The sequence below is a fragment of the Streptomyces sp. NPDC059248 genome, assembly GCF_042753905.1.
Taxonomy (GTDB): Bacteria; Actinomycetota; Actinomycetes; order Streptomycetales; family Streptomycetaceae; genus Streptomyces.
On the sequence record NZ_JBHYZV010000033.1, the window covers coordinates 61,442 to 82,796 of the forward strand.

A 21,355-nucleotide genomic window follows, 5' to 3' on the forward strand; every position below is an offset into this window, starting at 1 on the left:
GGGTATCCCCGGGGCACGGCCCTCCGCCGGGACCGGTCAGACGCCGAACGCGGCCGGATAGCGGATGGTGCCCGTCGGCGCGGGACGCCCGGGGTCGAGCGTGAGCGCCAGGAACGCCTCGTCCGGTACGTCGAACGGGGCGGTGATCCCGAGGCGGGACGCGGGCACGAAGCCGAACCTGGGGTAGTAGCCGGGGTGCCCGAGGACGACCACGGTGTTCTCGCCGAGCGCCCGGGCGGCCTCCAGCGCGGCGTGGATCGCCGCCCCGCCGGCGCCCCGGCCCTGATGGTCGGGGAGGACCGCGCAGGGCGCGAGCGCGAGGGCGGGCTCGGAACCGATCAGGCAGCGGGTCAGCAGGGCATGCCCGGCGACCCGGCCGTCGGGGGTCACCGAGAGCTGGGACAGCCCGTCGATCCACGCGCCGGGGTCGGCCCGCAGGGCGTCCACGAGATCGGCCTCGGCCGCCGTGGGGAACGCGGCGAGATTGACCTCGCGTACGGCGGCGATGTCGTCGGGGGTCTCCGGGCGGGTGGTCCAGTCGGTCATGGCGGGTGTTCCGTTCTCGGGGTCGTTCTCGGGGCGCAGGACATAGCCCGCGTAGTGGTAGTCGGTGCCGTGGGCCCGGCGCTGCTCGATCTCCTCGCGCGTCGCGGCGAGGGCCTCGTGCATACCGGGCCGGTCCGGGTCGGCGTCGGCGGCGCGCCGGGCGAGAGGCGTGTAGTACTCGTCCCACCAGTCGCCGTCGGGCAGCTCGATACGGGCGGTGGTCCGGTAGCCCGCGTCGCGGGCCGCGCGGACGTTCCCGGCGCCGTCGCGCAGCGGATACGCCGCGTCCCAGAAGGCACGGGCCCGCGGCGAGGGGGCGGGGACGGTCCACTCGGCCTCGGTGACGACGAGGACGCCACCGGGTGCGAGCAGCCGCCGCCAGGCACGCAGGGCGGTGCCGAAGCCGACGGCGTAGGCCGAACCCTCGGCCCAGATCAGATCGAAGGAGCCCGCCGGATACGGCAGCTCGACCATGGACAGGCCGACGGTGGTGATCCGGCCGGAGAGCCCGCGCCGTGCGGCCTGCCGGTCCAGGTGTTCCAGGAAGGGGCGGTGCAGATCGACCGCGACGACCCGGCCGCCGGTGGCCTCGGCGAGCAGCAGGGCGGACCGGCCGGGACCGCAGCCCGCGTCGAGGATCCGGGGCCGCTCGGGCAGCGGCCCGGCCAGCTCCAGCAGCCGCCGGGTGGTGGCGTCGGAACCGGGCCCCTGCCGGGGCAGATCATGGTGCAGGGCGAAGAACGCCTCGGTCACCGGGTCGGCGCCGCCCGAAGACGACGGAGCGGACGGAGACGGTGTGGATGGAGACGGTGTGGACGAAGACGAAGACAAGGTCGAGACCCTTGATCGAGGGCCCGGAAAGTCCGTACGCGCCGCCGTCCGCGCGCCCGCCCGTGACGGAGCACGGGACAAGGGGGAAGACGGTAAGGCGTGGGATCAGACCGCGGCCCGGGGGATGAGGACGAAAGTCCGGGCGCTGTTCATGACAGCGGCCTCGACGACAGTCATCGACTCACCTCCCACTCGGTCTCACGCGGACGGCCGGAACACCGCCGCGACCACCACGGTAACACGGGGTGATGGCCGGGGTCGTGGGCGGTGCGGCCCGTTCCGTGGCCCTCACCCTCGTTATAGCGAGCCCCGTCCAACTTCGTGCAGTTGCTGATCAGCGCCATGTCATAGGCGTCTGATAGGCCCTGGCCATGAAGTTCATGGTGGTGGTTGAGGGCGATGCGGGTGGATGGCACGTCGATCGGGCTGCGCTGACGGAGGCCATCCGTGCTCGGTGGACTGACGTTCAGATCGACGCGTCGGCCCGTAGCGCGGTGCGCAGTCTCATCTGGGAGCTCAGTACGGCGAACGGCCCGGGTGAGGCTTATCTGCACGAGGACGGTATCTGCCTGTACATGGACGTGTGGGAGGAGGACGCGATCTGGTTGGCGATCGCCTTCCGGAGGCTGACACCCACACGCTTTGACCTGGTGTTCTGCGATGAGAGTTACACCTTCGACGTGCGAGTGTCAGCCAGGGCCACCGAGGCCGAACTGGTGGCCCTGGTGAGGGCTGCGGCCTGAGCGCAGCCCGCGGCGGCGAGGTGGAGGACCAGGACGGCCTGCACGGTGTCGGTGATACGACCTCGGCCAATGGGGTGGTCCCGGGTTCGAGTCCGGCCGGTCGGGGCGTCACGCTCCGCAAGGCATACCTGGGGCTCAGAGGTCACTCACCCGGCGGGGGGAGGGAGATCGTTCAGGCGGTCGACGCGACCTCGGCGCGGTCGGTGCGACGTTCGGACCATGACCACTGTCGAACGGACGATCAAGGTGCTCTGGAGAGGCCGGTGGCAGCGATGGCCTCGCTGGGTGGCCCGGGCAACGATGCTGTGGGCGGTGATCTACGCCCTCTTCGGCCTGGTGTGCGTGCTGAACGGGACCTCCCTGCTTCCCTTCGGCGGTGACTCGGGTGCCCCCGTGCTGGGCTGGGCCGTCGTGGCGCTGGGGGCGCTGGCGGCGCTGGTGGGCGCGGCGGTGGTCCGGTACGGGCTGAGGCCGGCGTTACGGGTGCTGCTCCGGGTGGCCTGCGGGCTGGCCGGGATCACCGCGTTCAGCCTGCTGATGGACGTGATCACGTTGATGGTCGGTCAGGGAGTGGACAGTCGGGCCGCCGCTGTGAACAAGGTCATGGCGGCAGTCGGGGCGGGGCTGCTCGCGGCCACGGCCCGGTCCGACCGCCGCGACGCCGGTACCGACGCACCGGCGCCCTCCGCTGCACCGCGGCTCGCCCAGCTCGCTGCCTGGGCGGGGACGCTGGCCTTCGTCCCGTATGCGGTGATGAAGCTGATCTGGGCGTCCGGCGGCACGTTCGCGGGGACCACCGGTGCGGAGATGCTTGCGGCCTCGGAGCGGAACGGCGCCTCGGGCACCTTTCTCACCCTGGCTTCCTGGGGCCTCGACCCCACCGTGCTGCTGGCCGGACTCGGCGTCTTCCTGCTCTGGGGCCTGGTCCGCCCGTGGGGACAGGTCTTCCCACGCTGGACACCGTTCCTTCGCGGCCGGCGGGTGCCGCGCTGGCTGCCCCTCGCGCCTGCCCTGCTCGGCGCCGCCACGCTCGCCCCGTACGGTGTTGCGGGGGTCGGATACCTGACCCTGGTCACGACCGGTGCGGTGACCATGCGGCGCGGCGACTTCCCCTCCCCGGGCGACGCACTGCTGGTCGGCTGGATCGGGATCGTCGCCTTCGCCGTCTACGGCATCGCCCTGACTGTCGCGGCCCGCTCGTACTGGCTGCGGACGCGTGTTCCTGCCGGATGAACACCAACGCAGAGTGACCGTGGACGGCCAACTGGATCCCCGTCAACCGGCCGCCCTCGTGCCCAGCGGTACTCAGGCACCCCGGGCCCGTCCCGCCGGACCGTCTCGGGCATGATCGGGACGGTCCGGGAGCCGCGGCAAGGAGTCGAGATGCACACCGCCACCACCCCGTTCCGGCTGGACCGCTACCGGCGGAAGGACGGGGGACCCGAGCCGGACGAGCGCGGCTGGCAGGGGGCGTCGGCGGAGTTCGGCGTGATCACCGTCTCCGTGGGCGCCGGGAACGGCCACGACGAGTACCGGATGTTCACCAGGTCCGGCGGCGGTTCGATCCCGACGGCCGTCTTCGAGGTACGCGGATTCCACGTCGCCCATCTCTTCCGGCCGACCCTCAACCGGGCCGTGCTCCGGGTGGGGGACCGTACAGCCGCCCTGAGCCGTAACCGGCTGGGGATCACCCACCGGGGCCGCGCCCTGCGGATCACGCACGCCGGGGACCACTACCGGCTCCGGGCGGTCAACCGCAAGCACTTCGTGCTGACCCGCCGCGGCGACGACGAGGACCCCGGCACGACCATCCGGGTCAAGGAGTCCGGCTTCGCCTCGGGCCGCCATGTCGCCGTCACCGTCGAGGGCCGGGCCGAGGGCGCCGATATCGCGATCGCCGCCGTCTTCACCGGGGTGGACCGGGCCAACCTGACCCGGCGGGGGGCGTTCCGGGCGGTGTTCTCCAGGGCCTTCGGGCACCTCATGCATCTCTCCTCCTGACGGCCGTACACCGTCGGCGGGTGTCGGCGGGCTCCGTTCCCGGCCGTTCCCGGCGCGATCGAGCCCCGGTAGGCCGACGGGCCTACCGGGGCTCGGGGCGTCGCGGTCAGTCGAGGACGGCGGTCGCCTCGATCTCGACCAGCAGCTCGGGTGTCGCGAGCGCCGAGACGCCGATCAGGGTGGCGGGCGGCGCCGCCGGGCCGCCCGGTGCCGCGGTGACCCGGGCGATGCCCTCCAGGAGCGCGGGCATCTTGTCGGTGCTCCAGTCGACGACGTAGAAGGTCAGCCGGGTGATGTCCGCGAAGGAGCCGCCCGCCGCCGCGAGGGCGGTGCCGACATTGCCGTAGGCCCGCTCGACCTGCGCGGCGAGGTCGCCCGGACCGACCGTGGTCCCCTCGGCGTCCTGGGCGACCTGCCCGGCGACGAAGACCAGCCGGGAGCCGGACGCGACCGCCACCTGCCGGTAGACGTCGACGGTCGGCAGTCCGTCGGGATTGATGAGGGCGACGGTCATGGCGTACTCCTTGAAAGAGGCATGGCGGTGCCCTGGGGTGGGGCCCGTGGTGCCCGTGGTCACTGATGGATACCGGCAACCGTAGGAGAGCGCGCGGCGACGGGGAAGAGCGCACTTTTCCGTTACCTGGGAACCCGATGGTGACCGAGCAGGCCGGGCGCGGTCCGGCCCGTTTACCGCCGCCACGTCCGTGGTACCCATCGCGCGGTGGCGAACCCCGCGGACCGCGCGGGTGTCGTCCGGTGGGGAGGCCCGGCGATGAGCGACGGCGGCACTCCGGCGACCGGGACCGTCACGACCCGGGTGCCCGCCCGGCTCGACCGGCTGCCCTGGTCCCGCTGGCACTGGATGATCGTGGTCGGGCTCGGCACCGTCTGGATCCTCGACGGTCTCGAGGTCACCGTCGTCGGCTCCGTCGCGGGCCGTATCGCCGAGGACGGCAGCGGGCTGGCGATCACCGACGCCCAGGTGACCGGGGTCGCGGCGGCCCTCTATGTGGCCGGTGCCTGCTCCGGCGCGCTGTTCTTCGGCCGTCTGACGGACCGCTTCGGACGCAAGAAGCTCTTCATGGTCACCCTGGCGGTCTATCTGGCCGCCACCGCGATGACCGCCCTCTCCTTCTCGGCCTGGTGGTTCTTCCTCTTCCGCTTCCTCACCGGCTTCGGTATCGGCGGCGAGTACGCGGCCATCAACTCCGCGATCGACGAACTCATCCCCAGCAAGTACCGCGGCCGGGTCGACCTGATCATCAACGGCAGCTACTGGCTCGGCGCCATGGGCGGCGCCCTGCTCTCCGTCGTCGCCCTCGACACCGACCTCTTCCCCCAGGACATCGGCTGGCGCCTCGCCTTCGGGCTCGGTGTCGTCCTCGGCCTCGTCATCCTGCTGGTTCGCAGACATGTGCCCGAGAGCCCCCGCTGGATGCTGATCCACGGCCGGGCCGAGAAGGCCGAACGCCTCGTCGACGACGTGGAACGCGAAGTCGAACGGGAGACGGGCCGCCCACTGCCCCCACCGGCCGGTGAGATGACGGTCCACCAGCGCGGCACCATCGGCTTCGGCGAGATCGCCCGGACCGTCTTCCGCGGCTACCCCCGGCGGGCAACCCTCGGCTTCGCGCTCTTCGTCGGACAGGCGTTCCTCTACAACGCCATCACCTTCGGTTTCGGCAGTCTGCTGGTGCGGTTCTTCGACGTCCCGAGCGGCACCACCGGCTACTTCTTCGCCGTCATCGCCTTCGGCAACTTCCTCGGCCCGCTGCTCCTCGGCCCGCTGTTCGACACCTGGGGGCGGCGTCCGATGATCGCGGGGACGTATCTCCTCTCCGGGCTGCTCCTCTTCGGTACGGCCGCGCTGTTCGGCGCCGGGGTCCTCGACGCCACGACCATGACGATCTGCTGGAGCGTCGTGCTCTTCTTCGCCTCGGCCGGGGCCAGCTCCGCCTATCTCACCGTGAGCGAGATCTTCCCGATGGAGACCCGGGCGATGTCGATCGCGTTCTTCTACGCCGTCGGTACGGCGGCGGGCGGTATCTCGGGGCCGCTGGTCTTCGCCGGACTGACCGAGAGCGGCGAGGTGTCCGACGCGGTTCTCGCGTTCTGTATCGGCGCCGCCCTGATGATCGCCGCCGGACTGGTCGCCCTCTTCTTCGCCGTCGCGGCGGAGGGGCGGGCGCTGGAGGACATCGCGCCGCCGCTGTCGGTGAGCGACGAGCCGGAGGCGGCGGGCCGGCCGCGTGACACCGCCCGCGAGAGCGGGCGGCCCGGCGGCTGACGCGGCGCGATCCGCGCGGTCGCCGCGGTGCTGGTCGCCGCGTGCGTACCGGCCCTGCGCCGACCGCCCCTGAACGCACGCCCGTTCCGGGCCGGGGACACCCCGGCCCGGAACGGCGGCAGATCCGCGCCGGACGGCGAGCCCGGCGCGGACCTACTGTGACACGGGTGGCGACTCAGCAGAGCACCAGCACCGTGGCCTGGATGAAGGCGTGCTCCTTGAATCCGTCGATCACCGGGCCGAACGCCTCGGCCGCCGTCCTCGGCGCGGGCTCGGGGCTGCCGACCGTGAAGTCGTGGGACTCGTCGAGCGTCGAGCGGACCTGCTCGCCGGGGCAGTGCACACCCTTGTTCGCCACGAGGACGTCCGTCAGCTGGGTGACGAGGTCGCCCAGGCTGTCGTCCTCCCAGCTGGCGATCGTGCCCTCCGGGTCGCCGAAGCTGAAGCGCTCGAAGACACGCGCCTCGGCACGGCCCTCACCCTGGATCATCACCATGTACACACGGCGCTTGACCAGGGAGTCGGGGAGGCTCGCCAGATTCGCGGCCACCTTGTCCGGCGCGCCGTAGAACGCGTGGGTCTGACAGTCCCACGCGGCCGGCGTACAGGCGGCGGCCCTGACCTCGGTGGTGGACTCGGGCTGAGTGAGCAACTTTTCGGACAAGAGACTCGGCTCCTTCCGGAGGGGTACGCCCGGATCTGCTTCCCGCCACGACGGCGGCGGGCGGATGATGTGGCCACCGTAATCACGCATACGCCCCCCGTCGATGTCCGGAATTTCCCCTACGGGGAACACCCCACGGGTGATTCCACCCCCGCGCCGGTCCGCACGCCGACCCCGTTCACGGGCTCCCCGAACGGCCGGTTCGGCCGTGTTGACCGCACGCCGCACCCGCATCACGATGAGGCCCCTGGCTGCGCGTTGACGCGAGGAGACCGCGCATGGGAGCACTCAGTCTTTACGGAGCCGCGCTCCGCGTCCCCGGCATCCCCCGGGTGGTGATCGCCCTCTTCGCCTGCCGGCTGCTCGCCGGGATGGTCAGCCTCGCCCTGCTGCTCGCGGCCGAGGACTCCACCGGCGGCTTCGCGGGCGCCGGACTGGTCTCGGGCGCGTACGCCGTCGCCCTCACCTTCACCGCCCCGGTCTGGGGCCATGTCACCGACGCCCGGGGGCTGCGGAAGTCCCTCCTCGTCGCCACCGTCCTCCAGGCGGCGGCCTTCACCGTCTTCCTGCTGGTCGCCGCCGGTGAGCCCCATCCCGCCCTGCTGGCCGCCGCCGCCTTCGTCGTCGGCGCCTGCACCCCGCCGTCCGGCGCGGTCTCCAACTCCGTCTTCACCGGCTATGTGACGGGCGAACAGGAACGCAAGACCCTGCTGGCGCTCTCCGGCCTGCTCACCGAGAGCGTCTTCATCCTCGGCCCGCTGATCGTGGCCGGAGCGGTCCTGCTGTTCTCGCCGCTCGCGGCCGTCCTCGCGACCGCCGTGATCTCCGTGGCCGGGGCGCTCTGGCTGGCCGGGGCCGCCGCGGTGGCCGCCGCCGACCGCGAACGCGCCCGCCACCCCGACCGGGACCGGTTCGTCTGGCCACCGGGCCAGCTCAGGATCCTGACCGCCATCGCCCTCGGCGCGGTCGCGATCGGCGCCGTCCAGGTCACCACCGTCGCCCACGCCGACGGTATCGACGGCAGCGCCGGTCTGCTGCTCGCCGTCACCGCCTGCGGCGGCGTCCTCGGCAGCCTGCTCTACGGCGGCGTACGGCTGCGCGGCTCGCAGACCGCGCATCTCGTCCTGGCCCTCGCCGTCTACGGGCTCGCCATCGCCACCCTGGGCCCCGAACCCGGGCTCCTCCTGACCCTGCCGCTGCTGTTCCTCGTCGGCTTCGCCAACGGGCCCGCCGACGGCATCGAAGCCGCCCTCGTCTCCGAGCGCGCCACCCCCGAGACCCGGGCCCGCGCCTTCGGCCTGCTGGTCTCGGCCAACTGGATCGGGTTCGCCGCCGGCTCCGCCCTCACCGGCTACGTCGTCGAGCACACCACCACCGGAGCCGGCGCGATCGTGGGCTCCGCCGCCGCGCTCGCGGCCGCCGCCGTACTCCTCGAACGACGCCGCCCCGCCCGCACGCCCCCGACCGGAACCCCCGCCGGAAAGGGCACCGAACATGCCGCATCCTGACCTCCCGCCGCCCGGCCACGAACACCTCGCCCTCCACGGCTGGTCGGGACGGTGGGAGGAGGTGGCGCGACGGCTCTTCGCCGTCCCCGGCGACCTGGTCGCCGCCCCGTACTGCGCCCTGCTGCTCGCCGACCCCGACCGCGGTGACGTCCTCGTCATCGAACGGGACGCGCCGGGCGCGTCCCGGACCCGCAACCTGGGCCGGAGCTGCCCCGTACCGGACGAACTGCCCGGACACCTCGCCGAACTGGTCATCGGCGGCGCCCCCGCGGCCGGGACCGCCGCCGCACTCGCCGCCGCCGTCGGCGGACTCGCCGGCCTGGGGACCACTCCGGCACCGCCCACGGCCAGGGGCGCCTTCGGGCATCCGCTGCGCCACTATCCGGAGGACGGCCGTCTCACCGCCTATGTGCTCGCCGCCCGGCGCGACGGGGAGCGATACGTCCCCGAGGGCTTCGCCAGGGGGCCCGCCCGGGAACCCGGCTGGGAGCTGTACACCGTGACGGGCCTGCGGCGCACCGCCGCCGGCACCCTGTACGGACTGCCCCGGGAGACCGTCCGCCGCGAGAACCGGCTGCTCTTCCTCCGGGCCGAAGGAGCCGGCGAGATCCACCACTTCGTCCGGGACCCCGCCGCCCCGGCCTCGGTCACCGTCCGCGTCACCGTACTGACCGCCCCCGCGTCCGACGGGCTCCTCGCGCGCTGTCTGGCCGCCGTCTCCCGCGGCGACCACCCGGACGAGCGGGCGGCCGGAGTACGGGCCGTCCTCGACGGCCTCGGCCCGTGGGAGGTCTCGGGACCGTCGCTCGCGCCGATCTCGCCGCGCGGCCTCTTCGGCAGACCGCTCGACGCGCTGGGCGCCGAGCGGCCCGCGACGGCCGATACCGTCGGCGCGGCCGTCCTCGTCTACTGACGGACGGGCCGCCCCGCCCCGCTCAGTCGGGGTCCGTCATCGCCAGCCGGGGCACGTCGTCCGGGACGAAGCCGAAGACCTGCCCGTAGAAGGAGAGCTCCGCCTCGTAGCAGGCGGCGATGTTCGCCCGGTCGCGGAAACCGTGCGACTCCCCGGGGAAGGGGAGATAGGCGTACGGGAGCCCGCGGCGCGCCAGGGCGTCGGCGAACCGCAGCGACTGGGCGGGCGGCACCACCGGATCGTCGAGACCCTGGATCAGGAGCACCGGGCAGTGGATCCGGTCCGCCCGGCCGAGCGGCTCCCGCTCCGCGTACCCGGCGGGGTCGTACGAACCGGCGAGTTCATAGACGTACCGGGACTCGAAGGCATGGGTCTCGGCGCCGAGCGTCCGAAGCGACGACACCCCGAAATAGGAGACACCCGCCCCGAAGACGTCGTACGCGGTGATCGCCGCCAGCACCGTCCAGCCGCCCGCGCTCCCGCCGCGTACCGCGATCCGGCCCGGGGCCGCGAGACCCGCGTCGACCAGGTCGCGCGCCACCGCGACCACGTCCTCCACATCGGCCAGGCCCCACCGCCCCCGCAGCCGGTCGCGATGGCGGCGGCCGAAGCCGCTGGAGCCGGTGTAGTTGACGTCGACGACCCCGATACCGCGGCTGGTGAAGTACGCCTTGCCGAGATCGAGTCCCGGCCCGGCGAAACCGGTCGGGCCGCCGTGCACCCACAGGACCCACGGCGGCGGCGCGTCGGCCGCCTCCTCGGCGGACGGCGGCAGGGGGCCGGTGGGCGGGTAGACGTACGACGGCACCGGGGTGCCCGCCGAGCCGCGCACCACCCGCTCGTACGGCTCGGGGAGCAGGGCCGCGGGCGGGAGCCGGTCGGCCTGCCGGGCGAGCACGCGGTGTCCGCCGGTGGCCACGTCGACGGCGAGCACCGACCGGGGCAGCCGGGGGCCGTCCGCGACCCCGGCCACCGTCGTCCCGGCCACCGCGATACCGCCCGTCCAGCAGTCGTAGGGCAGATCGAGGTCGTCGAGCGTGCCCGCCTCCGGGTCGAGCACCCCGAGGCGCAGCGGCCCGCGCCCGTGCAGCACGGCCAGCCGGCCGTCGCCCAGGATGCCGTACGGGTGGTCGCCCAGCCGCCACGGCGGCTCCGCGAACTCCTCCTCAGCGGGGAACAGGGCCCGCGCGGTGGAGCCGTCGGCGGCCAGCAGCCACAGATTCCACCAGCCCGACGCGTCGGAGACCGCGTACAGCGCCCCGTCGTCGCGCCACAGCGGTGCCAGTACGGACTCGGACGGGCCGCCCCGCAGCACCCTCGTCCCGGCCGTGGTGCCGTCCGGCCGGATGCCGGCGAGCCGCAGCTCGGTGCCGTCCCACGGCATCCGGGGATGGTCCCAGGCGAGATAGGCCAGGGTGCGGCCGTCGGGCGAAACGGTGGGGCAGGCGTAGAAGTCCGCGCCGGACGCGAGGGTCCGTACCGCCGCCGGATCATCGGCAGCGGTACCGTCGAGAGGAACGGCGGCCAGCGTACGGACCGAGATGCCCGTCCCCGGCCCGCCCTCCTCCTCCCGGACGCACCACACCTCGCCGCCGGGTCCCGGCACGAGATCGGCCCAGCGGACCTCCGGACCGGCGGGGGAGGGGGCGGGGGTCAGCGGGCGGACGACACCGTCCGGACCCGAGTGGTGGATCCGCTGGTCGGCGCGGTGCACGAAGAGGACGGAGCCGTCGGGCAGCACGGCGTAGGACCGGCCGCCGTACTCGTGGACCCGGGTACCCGCGTCCCACCGGGGGGCGAGCGGCTCCACCGCGAAACCTTCCGGTCCGGCGGCGGCCCGGCGGACGAGTGCCGTACGGCCCTTCTCACGGGGGCGGCGCTCCTGCCACCACACACCCCGGCCGGGTCCCTCGGCGACGACGGAGGGGAAGCCGAAGTCCAGCCGCGCGGAGGCGACATCGAAGGCGGTGATCCGCGGGGCGCCGGAGTCCGGGCCCCCGGGCGGGGTCAACGGTCCATCACCGCGACGGGGTTGCCGCCCTCCAGCAGCCACTTCGCCACCATCGAGGCCCGGGTGTGGACCGCGTACCGTAAATACAGACGCTGGAGATGGGAGTCGACGGTCCGGGCGGACACCCCGAGTCTTCTGGCGATCTCCTTGTCGCAACAGCCCTCCGCGATGAGCGAGAGGATCTGTGCCTGGCGTGGGCTGAGGTCCATGGTGGAACTCCTCGTCCGCGACGGCGGCAGGGGTGCCGGGCGACGCCGGACGGTGCCGCTCCGGCCCGGCGACCGGGCGCGGCGCGGGGGACCGTGCGTCTTCCGCGGAATGAGGGGGCGCCGCGACAGTTGACGTACCGCCACCATACCCAAGGGGGCGCGGGTACCGAGGCGGTCTAACGCGCCATTGACGGCGGACCGCGCCGACGCGCCGCGGGGCTTCGGGAAGGATCTCCGGCGGCGGCCGGTGACGCCCCGTCCGCCCGGTCCCCTATCACGGATATCACCCGCCCCCGGTGCCACGCGGTGGGGACGCCGTCCCCCGGCCCCGGGCGGTCCCGGCACCTCCGGCTTCGGTCCTCCCGCCGCGACTCGCCCCTTATGGCCAGTCCTCCGGAGAGATCCGATTGATCACGATCCAGGGGTAAAAGTGCAGGCCCCAGGGGTGAAGCCACGGTGATAGCATTCCCGAATCCGCGATCATGAATCTCACAACTCAGGCACGTCGTCACATAGTTGGCGCGGGGGAAAGCGGCCGGGTTGCGGACCCTCTCGAGGTGTATCCGTCGATGTCTTCAGGTCATGCGCCGGGAAAGGTATGCCGTGAATCAAGACGCACTCATGTGGTGCCTGGTTGCAGTGGCGGCGACAGCCGTCGTCGCAGTCGTATTGCTCGTCGGCCGTAATAGGGCCCTCGGAGCGAAAAGACGCGAGATAGAGGCCGCGCTGGGACAGCAGCAGCGGTTGACGGAGGGTCAGCTCTCCGTGGCCCAGGCCGAGTTGAGGCGCATGCTGGACGACCACGACGCCACGGTCAAGGAAGCCGAGGAGGCGTCCGAGGACAGCACCAAGGCCGTACTCAAGGGCGCGGCGCGCTTTCTCCAGAGCCTCGCGGCCGAGCAGATGGCGCTGCTGGAGGAGATTCAGCGGAAATACGGTGGGCACTCCGTGCTCGGCGATCTCCTGGAAGTCAACCACGCCAATGCCCAGATGGCCCGCAAGGCCCAGGGCATCGCGGTCATGTGCGGTGCGCCGATCGGCCGCCGCAGCCGCCCCGCGAGCGTCTACGACGTGGTGCGCAGCGCCCAGGGCCAGATACGCAACTTCAGCCGGGTCGACATCATGCAGCAGACCGGCTTCGCGCTGAAGGCGTCGGCGGTCTCCCCGGTCGCCCTCGCCGTCGCCGAGCTCCTCGACAACGCTGCCAGCTTCTCGCAGAGCGACGCGCCGATCGAAGTAACCTTCCAGCACGTCCAGAAGAACCTGTGCATCGTCATCGACGACGCCGGTGTCAGCATGAACGACGAGGAGCGCCAGAAGGCGACCGCGCTGCTCTCCGGCGATGTCCGCCCCCGGCTCTCCCAGCTGGGCAACCAGCCCAAGTTCGGCTTCCCCGTGATCGGCCTCCTCGCCCGCCAGCACGGGTTCCAGGTCGACGTCACGGGCGTCTCCCGGTACGGAGGCGTACGCGCCGTCGTCCTGCTGCCCGAGGAGCTGTGGACCATGGAGGAAGTGCCGCAGCCGGTGGCGGAGACGGAGGCGCCCGTACGGGACATCCGGGAGGCCGAGGGCCGGAGCCAGAACGGTGGGCGCACCATGCACGGCCTGCCCAAGCGCGGCTCCCGGCAGGCCCCCCGCAACTCGCTCGGCACCGGCCGTGACGGAGTCCGGCCCGCGACCCGGAACCCCGACGAGGCCGCCCGGGCCACCGGCCGCAGCCTCGGCGCGTTCCAGCGCGGCAGCATATCCGGCCGCAACCTCGACTCCCCGCCGTTCGAAGGGGCAGAAGACACATGACCGCCGATCTGTCGTGGATGCTCGAGGACATCGTGCGCAACGTGCCCAAGGCACGGCACGCGGTCCTGCTCTCGGCCGACGGGCTCCCCCGCGGGGCCACCGAGGACCTCTCCGCCAAGGACGTCCGCACGATCTCCGCCGCCATGGCGGGCATGCAGTCGCTCAGCCGGGCCATCGCCCACTTCGCCGGGGACACCGGGGACCGGCGGTGGAGCCAGACGATCATCGAGTTCTCCCATGGGTGGATCTTCCTCATCGGGGCCGGGCAGGGCGCGTACCTGGCCGCCGCCGCGGCACCCGAGGTGGATATGCAGCAGATCTCCTTCCGGATGCACCGGCTGGTGGCCCGGCTGGGGGACAACCTCACCTCGCCGCCGCGGGTCGACGCGGGCCGGGCCAAGACCGCCGACGACCCCCGCAGCCGTCCGGCGTCCGCCGGGGGCGCGGGCTTCGTCCTCACCGAACTGGACCGGGTCGTCGCCGAGGTGGCGGGCGCCCGGCACGCGGTCCTGCTGGGCGCGGACGGACTGCCGCGCGGCGCGACCTCGGGGCTGAGCCGGGACCTGGCCGACACGATCTCCGCCGCCATGACCGGGATCCACGCCTACAGCCGCGCCACCTCGCCGTTCACCGGCGCCGGGGCCGATATCGAATGGCGCCAGACGGTCATCGAGTTCGAACACGGCTGGATCTTCCTGATCGCCGCGGGCCGGGGCGCCTTCCTGGCGGCCGCGGCCGAGCGCGAGGCGGACATCGAGGAGTTCAGTACCCGGCTGCACGGCGTGGTGCCGCGGCTGACGCACGATCCGGCCCGGACGGAGGGCGCCGATGCATGACGAACCGGAACACGAGCTGGAGCTGACGTCCGAACTGGTCCCCCTCTTCGTGATCACGAACGGATGGGTGCTCCCTCCGGACCACGAGTACGAACGGACGACCCTCGTCTGCGCCCAGGGCGACGCGGCCGCCGCCAGGACCCTCTCCCCCGAGGCCCGGATCGTGCTGGACCTGGTCGCCGACGGCTTCCTGTCCGTCGCCGAGGTGGCGGGCCACACCCATCTCCCCCTGGGTATCGTGCGCATCCTGCTGGCGCAGCTGGAGGAGGACGCCCTCATCCTGGTGCGGAAGCCGGTCCCGCGCGCCGAACGTGTCGACAGAGAACTGCTCAGCGCCGTGCTCGATGGCCTGAAATCCCGATTCGGAGCGTGACTCGTGTACCTGGATCCAGGCGTCTCCACCGCGGTGAAGATCCTTGTGGTGGGCCACTTCGGAGTCGGCAAGACCACCTGTATCGGCAGCATCTCGGAGATCGAACCCCTCCAGACCGAGGAGGAGATCACCGAGGCGAGTGAAGGCTTCGACGATCTGTCCGGCACCCCGGACAAGACGACCACCACCGTCGCCATGGACTTCGGCCGGCTCACCCTCAGCGACCAGGTGGTGCTCTACCTCTTCGGGACCCCCGGTCAGGAACGCTTCAAGGAGATGTGGGAGGAGCTGTCCCGCGGCGCGCTGGGAGCCCTCGTCCTCGTCGACCCCGAACGCCTCTCCGAGTCCTTCCCGATCCTCGACCTCGTCGAAAGCTTCGGACTGACCTACGCCATCGGCGTCAACCACTTCCAGGCATCACCGGTCTATCCGCTCGACGAGGTGCGTGAGGCGCTGAACCTCAGCGCCGACACACCCGTCGTGGCCTGTGACGTACGTGATGAACGCTCGTCCGCCCAGGCGTTGATCACCTTGGTGAACCACCTTCTTTCGCTTCTCGGCTAGGAGACCTTCCCCATGCAGCAGCTCCCCGACGGCAGCGGGATACCCGCGGGCTGCCCCGCGCACGGCAATGTCCATCTCTACGGACCGGCGTTCGGCTCCGACCCCGAGGGCCACTACGCCACCCTGCGCTCCTACGGTCCGAGCGCCCCCGTCGACATCGCCCCCGGTGTCGAGGTCGAACTCGTCACGAGCTACGACGCGGCCCTGTACATCCTCCAGAACCCGGCCTCCTTCGTCCGCGACTCCCGCCGCTGGAACGCGCTGAACGAGGGACGGGTCCCCGAGGACAGCCCGGCGCTGCCCATGATGGGCTACCGGCCCAACGCCCTCTTCAGCGACGGGGCGGCCCACGGGCGACTCCGACAGGCCGTGACGGACAGTCTGGCCACCGTCAACGAGCTGCATCTGGTCCGCCAGACACAGCAGTCCGCCGACTATCTGATCGGCCAGTTCGGCAGTACGCCCCAGGGGCAGGCCGAGCTGATGGCGGACTACGCGCAGCCGCTGCCCCTGCTGGTCTTCAGCGATCTGTTCGGCTGCCCGCCGGAGATCGGCGACCGGGTCATCGCGGGCATCTCCGGGATCTTCGACGGCACACCCAACGCCGACCAGGTCCTCGGCGGCGCCCTCGGTGAGCTGATCGCCCTCAAGCGGCGCAACCCGGGGACCGACCTCACCACCCGGCTGATGGAGCACTCCGCGCGGCTGACGGACGAGGAGGTCCTCCACCAGCTGGTGACCCTGCTGTCCGGCGGAACGGCGCCGCTGACGGCCGCCATCGGCACCAGCAGCGCCCTCTATCTGGCGGAGGAGTGGCAGACCGGGCTCCCGGTGGAGGACGCGGTCTCCCAGGCGCTCTGGAACTACGCGCCCATCGCCAACTACGCGACGCACTACGCCACCCACGACGTGGAGCTCGGGGACCGGATGATCCGGGCCAACGACCCGATCGTCATCTCCTTCGCGGCCGCCAACACCGACCCCCGGCTGACGGCCCACCGGGAGCAGCTGAGCGCCAAGGCCCACCTGGCCTTCGGCGCGGGTCCGCACGCCTGCCCCGCCAAGGACCCCGCGTTCATGATCGCGGTCGCGGCGGTGGAGACACTGCTGAACCGGCTGCCCGACGTGGAGGTCCGCGTCCCCTTCAAGGACCTGAACTGGGCGCCGACCCCGTGGAGCCGCACCCTGGTGAATCTGCCGATCCGCTTCACCCCCCAGAGCGTCGCCCCGAAGTCGGCCGACCACACACGGTCCGCGGAGCGGCGCGTCACATCCCCGCCCCGGCCCGCCGGCGCCCCGGAGCCCGCGGCGCGCCCCCACGCCAAGGGCGGACTCTTCAGCCGATTCCTCGCCTGGACGAGGGGGGAGTGACGTAAGTAACTTCGAGTGATCCAGCGGTCGCGGATAGCTGAACTGTTTCTGGGGTACACATGGCGGCTGACGCTGAAGAAAGGATCCGCCACTGTGAGGGTCGCGCCCCCGTTCCCGACGGTAGATCGCCGTACCGCCGCTCCGTTCTTCTCCAAACTGCGCACGGCGAAGGGGCAGAGTGATCCATTCCCGATCTACGCGGACCTGCGGTCGATGGGGCCGATCCTCCCGGCGCCGTGGGGCGGGCACGTGGTCACCGGCTACGACCTGTGCGATCAGATACTGCGCGATCGCGACTGGCTCGAACCGGACCGGAAGTGGCGCAGCCGCCAAGGGGGCGGCACCCGCTGGGACTCGCCCTCCTCCGCGGAGATGGGCAAGACCCTGCCCGCCCTCAACCCGCCCGATCACACCCGGGTGCGCAGGGCGGCCGGAACGTTCGACCGCGGCGCCATCGAGCGGATCGGCCGGACGGTCGCCCCGGCGACCGACCGGCTCCTCGACGACGTCGCCGAACGGGTCCGGCACGGCGAGGCCGACTTCGCCGACCTGGTCTGCGAGCAGCTGCCGGTGGTCACCATCGGCAGCTGGCTCGGGCTCCCGCCCGGCGATCTGCCCCGGCTGCGGGAGCTGACCCACGATCAGGTCTTTACCCAGGAGCTGCTGCCGTCCGCGAGCCAGCTGGCGCGCTCCGACGCGGCCACCGCCGAACTCCGCGCCTACTTCACCGAACTGGTGCGCGAGCGCCGGCGGTCCCCGGGCGACGACCCCGTCTCCGGATGGATAGCCACCTGGGACTCCCTGGAGCCGGACCGCGACAAGGCCGACGAAGCGGTTTACTTCCTGACCCTGTTCGTGCTGCTGGCCGCCCTGGAGACCACCTCCACCATGCTCGCCACCACGGTCCTGCTGCTTCTGGAGCGCCCCGAGTGGTGGTCACGGCTGGCCGACCGTCCCGATCTGGTGCCCGGCTTCGTGGAGGAGTCGCTGCGGTACGACCCGCCCACCCAGGTCATCAGCAGGATCGCCGCGTACGACGGCGTACTCGGCGGGGTGGAGGTGCGCGAGGACGAGATGGTGCACCTCATGGTGGGCGCCGCCCACCGGGACCCCGCCCGCCATCGCGACCCCGAGCGGTTCGACCCCCTGCGCAAGCCCGCCCACCTCGCCTTCAGCGGGGGCATCCACTACTGCCTGGGGGCGCCGCTGGCCCGCCTCGAAGCCCATACGCTGCTCCGTCAACTGACCGGACGTCTGCCCCGCCTCACCCTGGCCCGCCGCCCGTCGTGGGCGCCCCGGGTGGCGTTCCGGCGCCTGCTGAATCTGGATGTCGCCCTCGCATGACCACCAGTCATATACCGCGCACCACCCCGCCCCCGCCCTCGTACGCGCCGTCCGTGCCCTCCGCCGCCGTCCCGGGGGTCCTGGGGATCCGGGAGGACGGCCCCGTCCTGCGGGTCGATCTGAACCCCGCCGGCGGCGACACCCTCGGCATCGCCGCCGTCGACCAGCTGAACACGCTGATCGACCACCTCCACGACCGGCCGGGGGTGCGGGTCCTCGTCCTCTCCTCCTCGGGTGACGACTTCTGCCTCGGTGCGGACCGCGCCGAATACCGGGCGGTCATCGCCGCCGACCCCACCGGGGCGTCGCTGCGCCGCGCCGTGGACACCGCCCGCCGGCTCTGCCAGGCGCTGGAGAGCACCCACGCGGTCACCATCGCCCGCCTCCACGGCGGTGTCGTCGGTGCCGGACTCGCCCTCGCCTCCTTCTGCGATCTGCGGGTCGGCGCGGACGACTGCCGCTTCCGGATGCCCGAGGTCGCGGTGGGCCTCGCGCCCGCCTGGGGCGGTGCGCTGGGGCGGCTGATCGCGGAGGCCGGCGCCGCCCGGATCCGTGAACTGATGCTCACCTGCGACAGCTTCGACGCCGTGACCGCCCAGCGGATCGGTCTGCTGCACAAGGTGACGCCGCGGGACATGCTGGACGAGGCCGTGGACGACTGGACGAGACCGATCGTCCGGCGCTCCGCCGAGGCGCTCGCCCTGACCAAGAACATGTTCGCGGGCCACGCCCGGGCCCATCGCACCGCGGACACATCCCTGCTCGACGCCCATCTGCTGACCGCGCAGCTCGCCCGGTAGCGCTGCCCGCGCCGCCGGGCGACCACCCGCCGCGTCCGCCCGCGCCCCGTTCGGCGCGGCGGGCGCGGCGGCCGTCTGCGTGCCCGCCGTACGGAACCGGGGCGTCCCCACCCGTACGACCCCCGACCCATCCGCACACCCACCGATCCCGCCGACCCACCGACCGCACCGCCACCGCAGGAGCCGCCGCGTGACCACCCCACCCCATCCGGCGCTCGCCGACGGGCCGGTCTACCTCGACTACAACGCCACCACCCCCGTCGACCCCCGGGTCCTCGCCGCGATGCTGCCCCATCTGACCGCCCACTTCGGCAACCCTTCCAGCGGCCACGCCTATGGGGCCGAACCCCGGCGAGCCCTGGCCGCCGCGCGGGCCCGGGTGGCGGCCCTCGTCGGCGCGCGCCCGGACGAGATCGTGTTCACGGGCTCCGGATCGGAGGCGAACCTGCTCGCCCTGCGCGGCGCGGTCCTCGCCGCGGGCCGCCCGCGCCCGCGGGTGATCACCCAGGCCACCGAGCACCCCGCGGTCCTGGAGTCCTGCGACGCGCTGCGGCGCTGGTACGGGGCCCGGATCACCGTCCTGCCCGTCGACGGGGACGGCCTCGTCGATCCGGCCGCCCTGGCCGCGGCGCTCACCGACGACACAGTGCTGGTGTCCGTCATGGCGGCCAACAACGAGACCGGCGCGCTCCAGCCGGTCCCCGAACTGGCGGCCGTCGCCCATGAGCGGGGCGCCCTGTTCCACTGCGACGCCGCCCAGGCGGCGGGGAAGATCCCCCTCGAAGTCCGGTCCCTTGGGGTGGACCTGCTCACCCTGGTCGGACACAAGATGTACGCGCCCAAGGGCGTGGCCGCGCTCTTCGTCCGCGAGGGCGTCGCGCTGGAGCCCGTCGTCCACGGCGGCGCCCAGGAACGCGGACTGCGGGCGGGCACCGAGAACGTCGCCCTGGCCGTCGCCCTGGGAGCCGCGGCCGATCTGTGCGCCCGGGAGGCCGCCGACGGCCTCCCGGCCCGTACCGAGGCCCTGCGGGACCGGCTGCACCGCCGTCTCGCCGACGCCCTGCCGGGCCGGGTGAGGCTGCACGGCCCCGCGCGGCGCCTGCCCAACACGCTGAACATCGCGGTCGGGGGCGTCGGTGGACAGGAACTGCTGGCTGCCGCGCCCGGGATCGCGGCCTCCACCGGATCGGCCTGCCACAGCGGTGTCCGTACCCCCTCCCCGGTGCTCACCGCCATGGGGCTGAGCGCGGGAGACGCCCTGGAGGCGGTACGGCTCTCCCTCGGCCGCTGGACCACGGAGACCGAGGTGGAACTGGCTGCCGCGGCGCTGGTGACGGCCGCCACGGGGTGAACGTCTGTTCCGGTCGACGTACATCTGTACGCCGGGAATCCGGGGTGTCGCCGAATATCCGGAGCGGACGGGGCAGACGTCCTGAAATGGCCCCCATGCGGAAGAGAACCGGAGATGGCGCGCTCGCGGCCCCGAGGTGGGGTCAAAGCCCGTCATTACTGGATTAGATATGCGGTTACGCCCTGTGAAGATTCCGTGTGTACTGTCATATGGCTGAAATATTACGGTTCATCAAGACCCGATGGGAGCAGTTTAGGTGTGCTGGCAAAGGGTCGTCGGAAGGGTAGAGGGTGGTGAATCGAAGGGAGATCGGTGTTCTTCTCATATCCGAGGACCAACTTGACCGGGCTGGTCTGCATGCGGTTCTGGGGAAGGATCCGGGAATTGTCATCGTCGGCGACGCCGAATCTCCCGGAGAGGCCCAACAGATAGCGGTATCCGTCAAGCCCGATATCATCCTCTGCAGTGAGAGGCTGCTCTCCCGGGAGACCTTGGTCCTGGCCGAGCGGCTGGCCGCCCAGTCCTGCGACGCCCGCCCGGTCCATCTGATGGTGCTGGTGGCGTCACCCGACGAGCAGGCCATCAGCCTGCTGCGGATCGGCAGATGCACCCTGCTGGGGCGGAGCGTGAGCCCCACCGACCTGATCGCGGCGGTCCGGGTGACGGCCGCCGGATATATGCCTATCCGGACCGACCTCGCGCGGAACCTGGCCACCGCTTCGGTGTCCCTCAAAGGGGCGTCGCAGGAGACTCCGGATCAGGTGCGGTCCCTGACCAAACGAGAGCGCCGGGTATTCGAACTCATGATCCAAGGGCTTTCGAATCCGGAAATCGCGGTGGGTTTGGGAGTCGCCGAATCGACCGTCAAATCCCATGTGCAGAACATCCTGGGAAAGCTCGGGCTGAGAGATCGCGTACAGGCTGTCATCTTCGCCTACGAGGCGGGTATCGTACGCCGCGCGGCCCCGCTGGCCGAGCGATTGGGAATGTCGTACGCCTGACGGGGAAAGCGCGGGGCGACTCCGGAACGCGACGTCCGCGATACGCTCCGTTTCGATTCTTCGGTGGAGGTCCGGCCGCACGCCGACCGCGGCCGGGCCCCGGGGTGGCCATTCGGACAGCACCGGCCCGTCGCGCGGGGCCCCGGGTCCACACCCCCCGGCCCCGCGCCCCCCCCCAGAGAGGTTCGGGTGCGGAAATAGGCCC

Annotated in this window: 20 protein-coding genes; 15 read left to right on the plus strand and 5 right to left on the minus strand. The window is 72.2% G+C overall.

Annotated elements, in window-relative coordinates:
- Positions 1-36: 36 nt before the first annotated feature.
- Positions 37-1,299, minus strand: a complete 1,263-nt coding sequence (locus ACFXG1_RS16655) for a GNAT family N-acetyltransferase (protein WP_384743162.1) — start codon at positions 1,297-1,299, stop codon at positions 37-39.
- 449 nt (positions 1,300-1,748) lie between these two features.
- Here ACFXG1_RS16655 and ACFXG1_RS16660 point away from each other — a divergent pair, with 449 nt between their 5' ends.
- The 3 genes from ACFXG1_RS16660 to ACFXG1_RS16670 all read left to right on the plus strand — a co-directional run bounded on the left by ACFXG1_RS16660 (position 1,749) and on the right by ACFXG1_RS16670 (position 4,121).
- The gene (locus ACFXG1_RS16660; RefSeq protein WP_384718069.1) at positions 1,749-2,120 is read left to right on the plus strand and encodes a hypothetical protein; all 372 of its coding nucleotides are present in this window, start codon (positions 1,749-1,751) and stop codon (positions 2,118-2,120) included.
- 219 nt (positions 2,121-2,339) lie between these two features.
- Positions 2,340-3,353: a hypothetical protein gene (locus ACFXG1_RS16665; protein WP_384743165.1), complete on the plus strand. Its 1,014-nt coding sequence runs from the start codon at positions 2,340-2,342 to the stop codon at positions 3,351-3,353.
- A 150-nt stretch (positions 3,354-3,503) separates the two neighbouring features.
- Positions 3,504-4,121 (plus strand): hypothetical protein, encoded by a 618-nt coding sequence (locus ACFXG1_RS16670; RefSeq protein WP_384718065.1) that lies wholly within the window; start codon positions 3,504-3,506, stop codon positions 4,119-4,121.
- 106 nt (positions 4,122-4,227) lie between these two features.
- Here the strand turns inward: ACFXG1_RS16670 and ACFXG1_RS16675 are convergent, their stop codons facing one another.
- Positions 4,228-4,635 carry a RidA family protein gene (locus ACFXG1_RS16675; RefSeq protein WP_384718063.1) on the minus strand — a complete coding sequence of 136 codons (408 nt, stop codon included), beginning with the start codon at positions 4,633-4,635 and terminating at the stop codon, positions 4,228-4,230.
- Between the two features lie 258 nt (positions 4,636-4,893).
- Between ACFXG1_RS16675 and ACFXG1_RS16680 the strand changes: the two genes are divergently transcribed.
- A complete protein-coding gene (locus ACFXG1_RS16680) occupies positions 4,894-6,408 on the plus strand; it encodes an MFS transporter (protein WP_384743195.1) in 1,515 nt (504 codons plus the stop codon).
- 175 nt (positions 6,409-6,583) lie between these two features.
- Here the strand turns inward: ACFXG1_RS16680 and ACFXG1_RS16685 are convergent, their stop codons facing one another.
- On the minus strand, positions 6,584-7,072 hold the full coding sequence (locus tag ACFXG1_RS16685; RefSeq protein ID WP_384724289.1) for a hypothetical protein: 489 nt from the start codon (positions 7,070-7,072) through the stop codon (positions 6,584-6,586).
- A 278-nt stretch (positions 7,073-7,350) separates the two neighbouring features.
- Between ACFXG1_RS16685 and ACFXG1_RS16690 the strand changes: the two genes are divergently transcribed.
- Together ACFXG1_RS16690 and ACFXG1_RS16695 are read left to right on the plus strand one after the other, a co-directional pair.
- Positions 7,351-8,580, plus strand: coding sequence for an MFS transporter (locus ACFXG1_RS16690; RefSeq protein WP_384743170.1), 1,230 nt, complete (start codon positions 7,351-7,353; stop codon positions 8,578-8,580).
- Positions 8,567-9,493, plus strand: a complete 927-nt coding sequence (locus tag ACFXG1_RS16695) for a hypothetical protein (RefSeq protein WP_384743173.1) — start codon at positions 8,567-8,569, stop codon at positions 9,491-9,493. The genes ACFXG1_RS16690 and ACFXG1_RS16695 overlap by 14 nt, the downstream gene beginning before the upstream one ends.
- Before the next feature lie 22 nt (positions 9,494-9,515).
- Here the strand turns inward: ACFXG1_RS16695 and ACFXG1_RS16700 are convergent, their stop codons facing one another.
- Complete coding sequence (locus tag ACFXG1_RS16700) at positions 9,516-11,504, minus strand: prolyl oligopeptidase family serine peptidase (protein WP_384743176.1); 1,989 nt, start codon at positions 11,502-11,504, stop codon at positions 9,516-9,518.
- On the minus strand, positions 11,501-11,713 hold the full coding sequence (locus ACFXG1_RS16705) for a LuxR C-terminal-related transcriptional regulator (RefSeq protein ID WP_384716963.1): 213 nt from the start codon (positions 11,711-11,713) through the stop codon (positions 11,501-11,503). The genes ACFXG1_RS16700 and ACFXG1_RS16705 overlap by 4 nt, the downstream gene beginning before the upstream one ends.
- A gap of 621 nt (positions 11,714-12,334) precedes the next feature.
- Here ACFXG1_RS16705 and ACFXG1_RS16710 point away from each other — a divergent pair.
- The 9 genes from ACFXG1_RS16710 to ACFXG1_RS16750 all read left to right on the plus strand — a co-directional run bounded on the left by ACFXG1_RS16710 (position 12,335) and on the right by ACFXG1_RS16750 (position 21,150).
- Positions 12,335-13,510 carry an ATP-binding protein gene (locus ACFXG1_RS16710; RefSeq protein WP_384743198.1) on the plus strand — a complete coding sequence of 392 codons (1,176 nt, stop codon included), beginning with the start codon at positions 12,335-12,337 and terminating at the stop codon, positions 13,508-13,510.
- The gene (locus ACFXG1_RS16715) at positions 13,507-14,346 is read left to right on the plus strand and encodes a roadblock/LC7 domain-containing protein (RefSeq protein ID WP_384716960.1); all 840 of its coding nucleotides are present in this window, start codon (positions 13,507-13,509) and stop codon (positions 14,344-14,346) included. Before ACFXG1_RS16710 ends, ACFXG1_RS16715 begins: the two co-directional genes overlap by 4 nt.
- Entirely contained in the window at positions 14,339-14,719 is a 381-nt protein-coding gene (locus tag ACFXG1_RS16720) for a DUF742 domain-containing protein (protein WP_384716956.1), read from the plus strand. The genes ACFXG1_RS16715 and ACFXG1_RS16720 overlap by 8 nt, the downstream gene beginning before the upstream one ends.
- Positions 14,720-14,722: 3 nt before the next feature.
- A complete protein-coding gene (locus tag ACFXG1_RS16725; RefSeq protein ID WP_384716953.1) occupies positions 14,723-15,283 on the plus strand; it encodes an ATP/GTP-binding protein in 561 nt (186 codons plus the stop codon).
- Between the two features lie 12 nt (positions 15,284-15,295).
- Complete coding sequence (locus ACFXG1_RS16730) at positions 15,296-16,654, plus strand: cytochrome P450 (protein WP_384716950.1); 1,359 nt, start codon at positions 15,296-15,298, stop codon at positions 16,652-16,654.
- A gap of 93 nt (positions 16,655-16,747) precedes the next feature.
- Complete coding sequence (locus ACFXG1_RS16735) at positions 16,748-17,998, plus strand: cytochrome P450 (protein WP_384743182.1); 1,251 nt, start codon at positions 16,748-16,750, stop codon at positions 17,996-17,998.
- The gene (locus ACFXG1_RS16740) at positions 17,995-18,798 is read left to right on the plus strand and encodes an enoyl-CoA hydratase/isomerase family protein (RefSeq protein ID WP_384723214.1); all 804 of its coding nucleotides are present in this window, start codon (positions 17,995-17,997) and stop codon (positions 18,796-18,798) included. Before ACFXG1_RS16735 ends, ACFXG1_RS16740 begins: the two co-directional genes overlap by 4 nt.
- 190 nt (positions 18,799-18,988) lie before the next feature.
- Positions 18,989-20,149: a cysteine desulfurase family protein gene (locus tag ACFXG1_RS16745; protein ID WP_384743185.1), complete on the plus strand. Its 1,161-nt coding sequence runs from the start codon at positions 18,989-18,991 to the stop codon at positions 20,147-20,149.
- Between the two features lie 293 nt (positions 20,150-20,442).
- Positions 20,443-21,150 carry a LuxR C-terminal-related transcriptional regulator gene (locus ACFXG1_RS16750; RefSeq protein ID WP_384723143.1) on the plus strand — a complete coding sequence of 236 codons (708 nt, stop codon included), beginning with the start codon at positions 20,443-20,445 and terminating at the stop codon, positions 21,148-21,150.
- Positions 21,151-21,355: the final 205 nt, after the last annotated feature.

Coding starts and splice junctions, on each gene's coding strand:
- ACFXG1_RS16660 (WP_384718069.1), top strand. CDS start 1,749: ATGAAGTTCATGGTGGTGGTTGAGGGCGATGCGGGTGGATGGCACGTC.
- ACFXG1_RS16665 (WP_384743165.1), top strand. CDS start 2,340: ATGACCACTGTCGAACGGACGATCAAGGTGCTCTGGAGAGGCCGGTGG.
- ACFXG1_RS16670 (WP_384718065.1), top strand. CDS start 3,504: ATGCACACCGCCACCACCCCGTTCCGGCTGGACCGCTACCGGCGGAAG.
- ACFXG1_RS16675 (WP_384718063.1), bottom strand. CDS start 4,635: ATGACCGTCGCCCTCATCAATCCCGACGGACTGCCGACCGTCGACGTC.
- ACFXG1_RS16680 (WP_384743195.1), top strand. CDS start 4,894: ATGAGCGACGGCGGCACTCCGGCGACCGGGACCGTCACGACCCGGGTG.
- ACFXG1_RS16690 (WP_384743170.1), top strand. CDS start 7,351: ATGGGAGCACTCAGTCTTTACGGAGCCGCGCTCCGCGTCCCCGGCATC.
- ACFXG1_RS16695 (WP_384743173.1), top strand. CDS start 8,567: ATGCCGCATCCTGACCTCCCGCCGCCCGGCCACGAACACCTCGCCCTC.
- ACFXG1_RS16705 (WP_384716963.1), bottom strand. CDS start 11,713: ATGGACCTCAGCCCACGCCAGGCACAGATCCTCTCGCTCATCGCGGAG.
- ACFXG1_RS16710 (WP_384743198.1), top strand. CDS start 12,335: ATGTGGTGCCTGGTTGCAGTGGCGGCGACAGCCGTCGTCGCAGTCGTA.
- ACFXG1_RS16715 (WP_384716960.1), top strand. CDS start 13,507: ATGACCGCCGATCTGTCGTGGATGCTCGAGGACATCGTGCGCAACGTG.
- ACFXG1_RS16720 (WP_384716956.1), top strand. CDS start 14,339: ATGCATGACGAACCGGAACACGAGCTGGAGCTGACGTCCGAACTGGTC.
- ACFXG1_RS16730 (WP_384716950.1), top strand. CDS start 15,296: ATGCAGCAGCTCCCCGACGGCAGCGGGATACCCGCGGGCTGCCCCGCG.
- ACFXG1_RS16740 (WP_384723214.1), top strand. CDS start 17,995: ATGACCACCAGTCATATACCGCGCACCACCCCGCCCCCGCCCTCGTAC.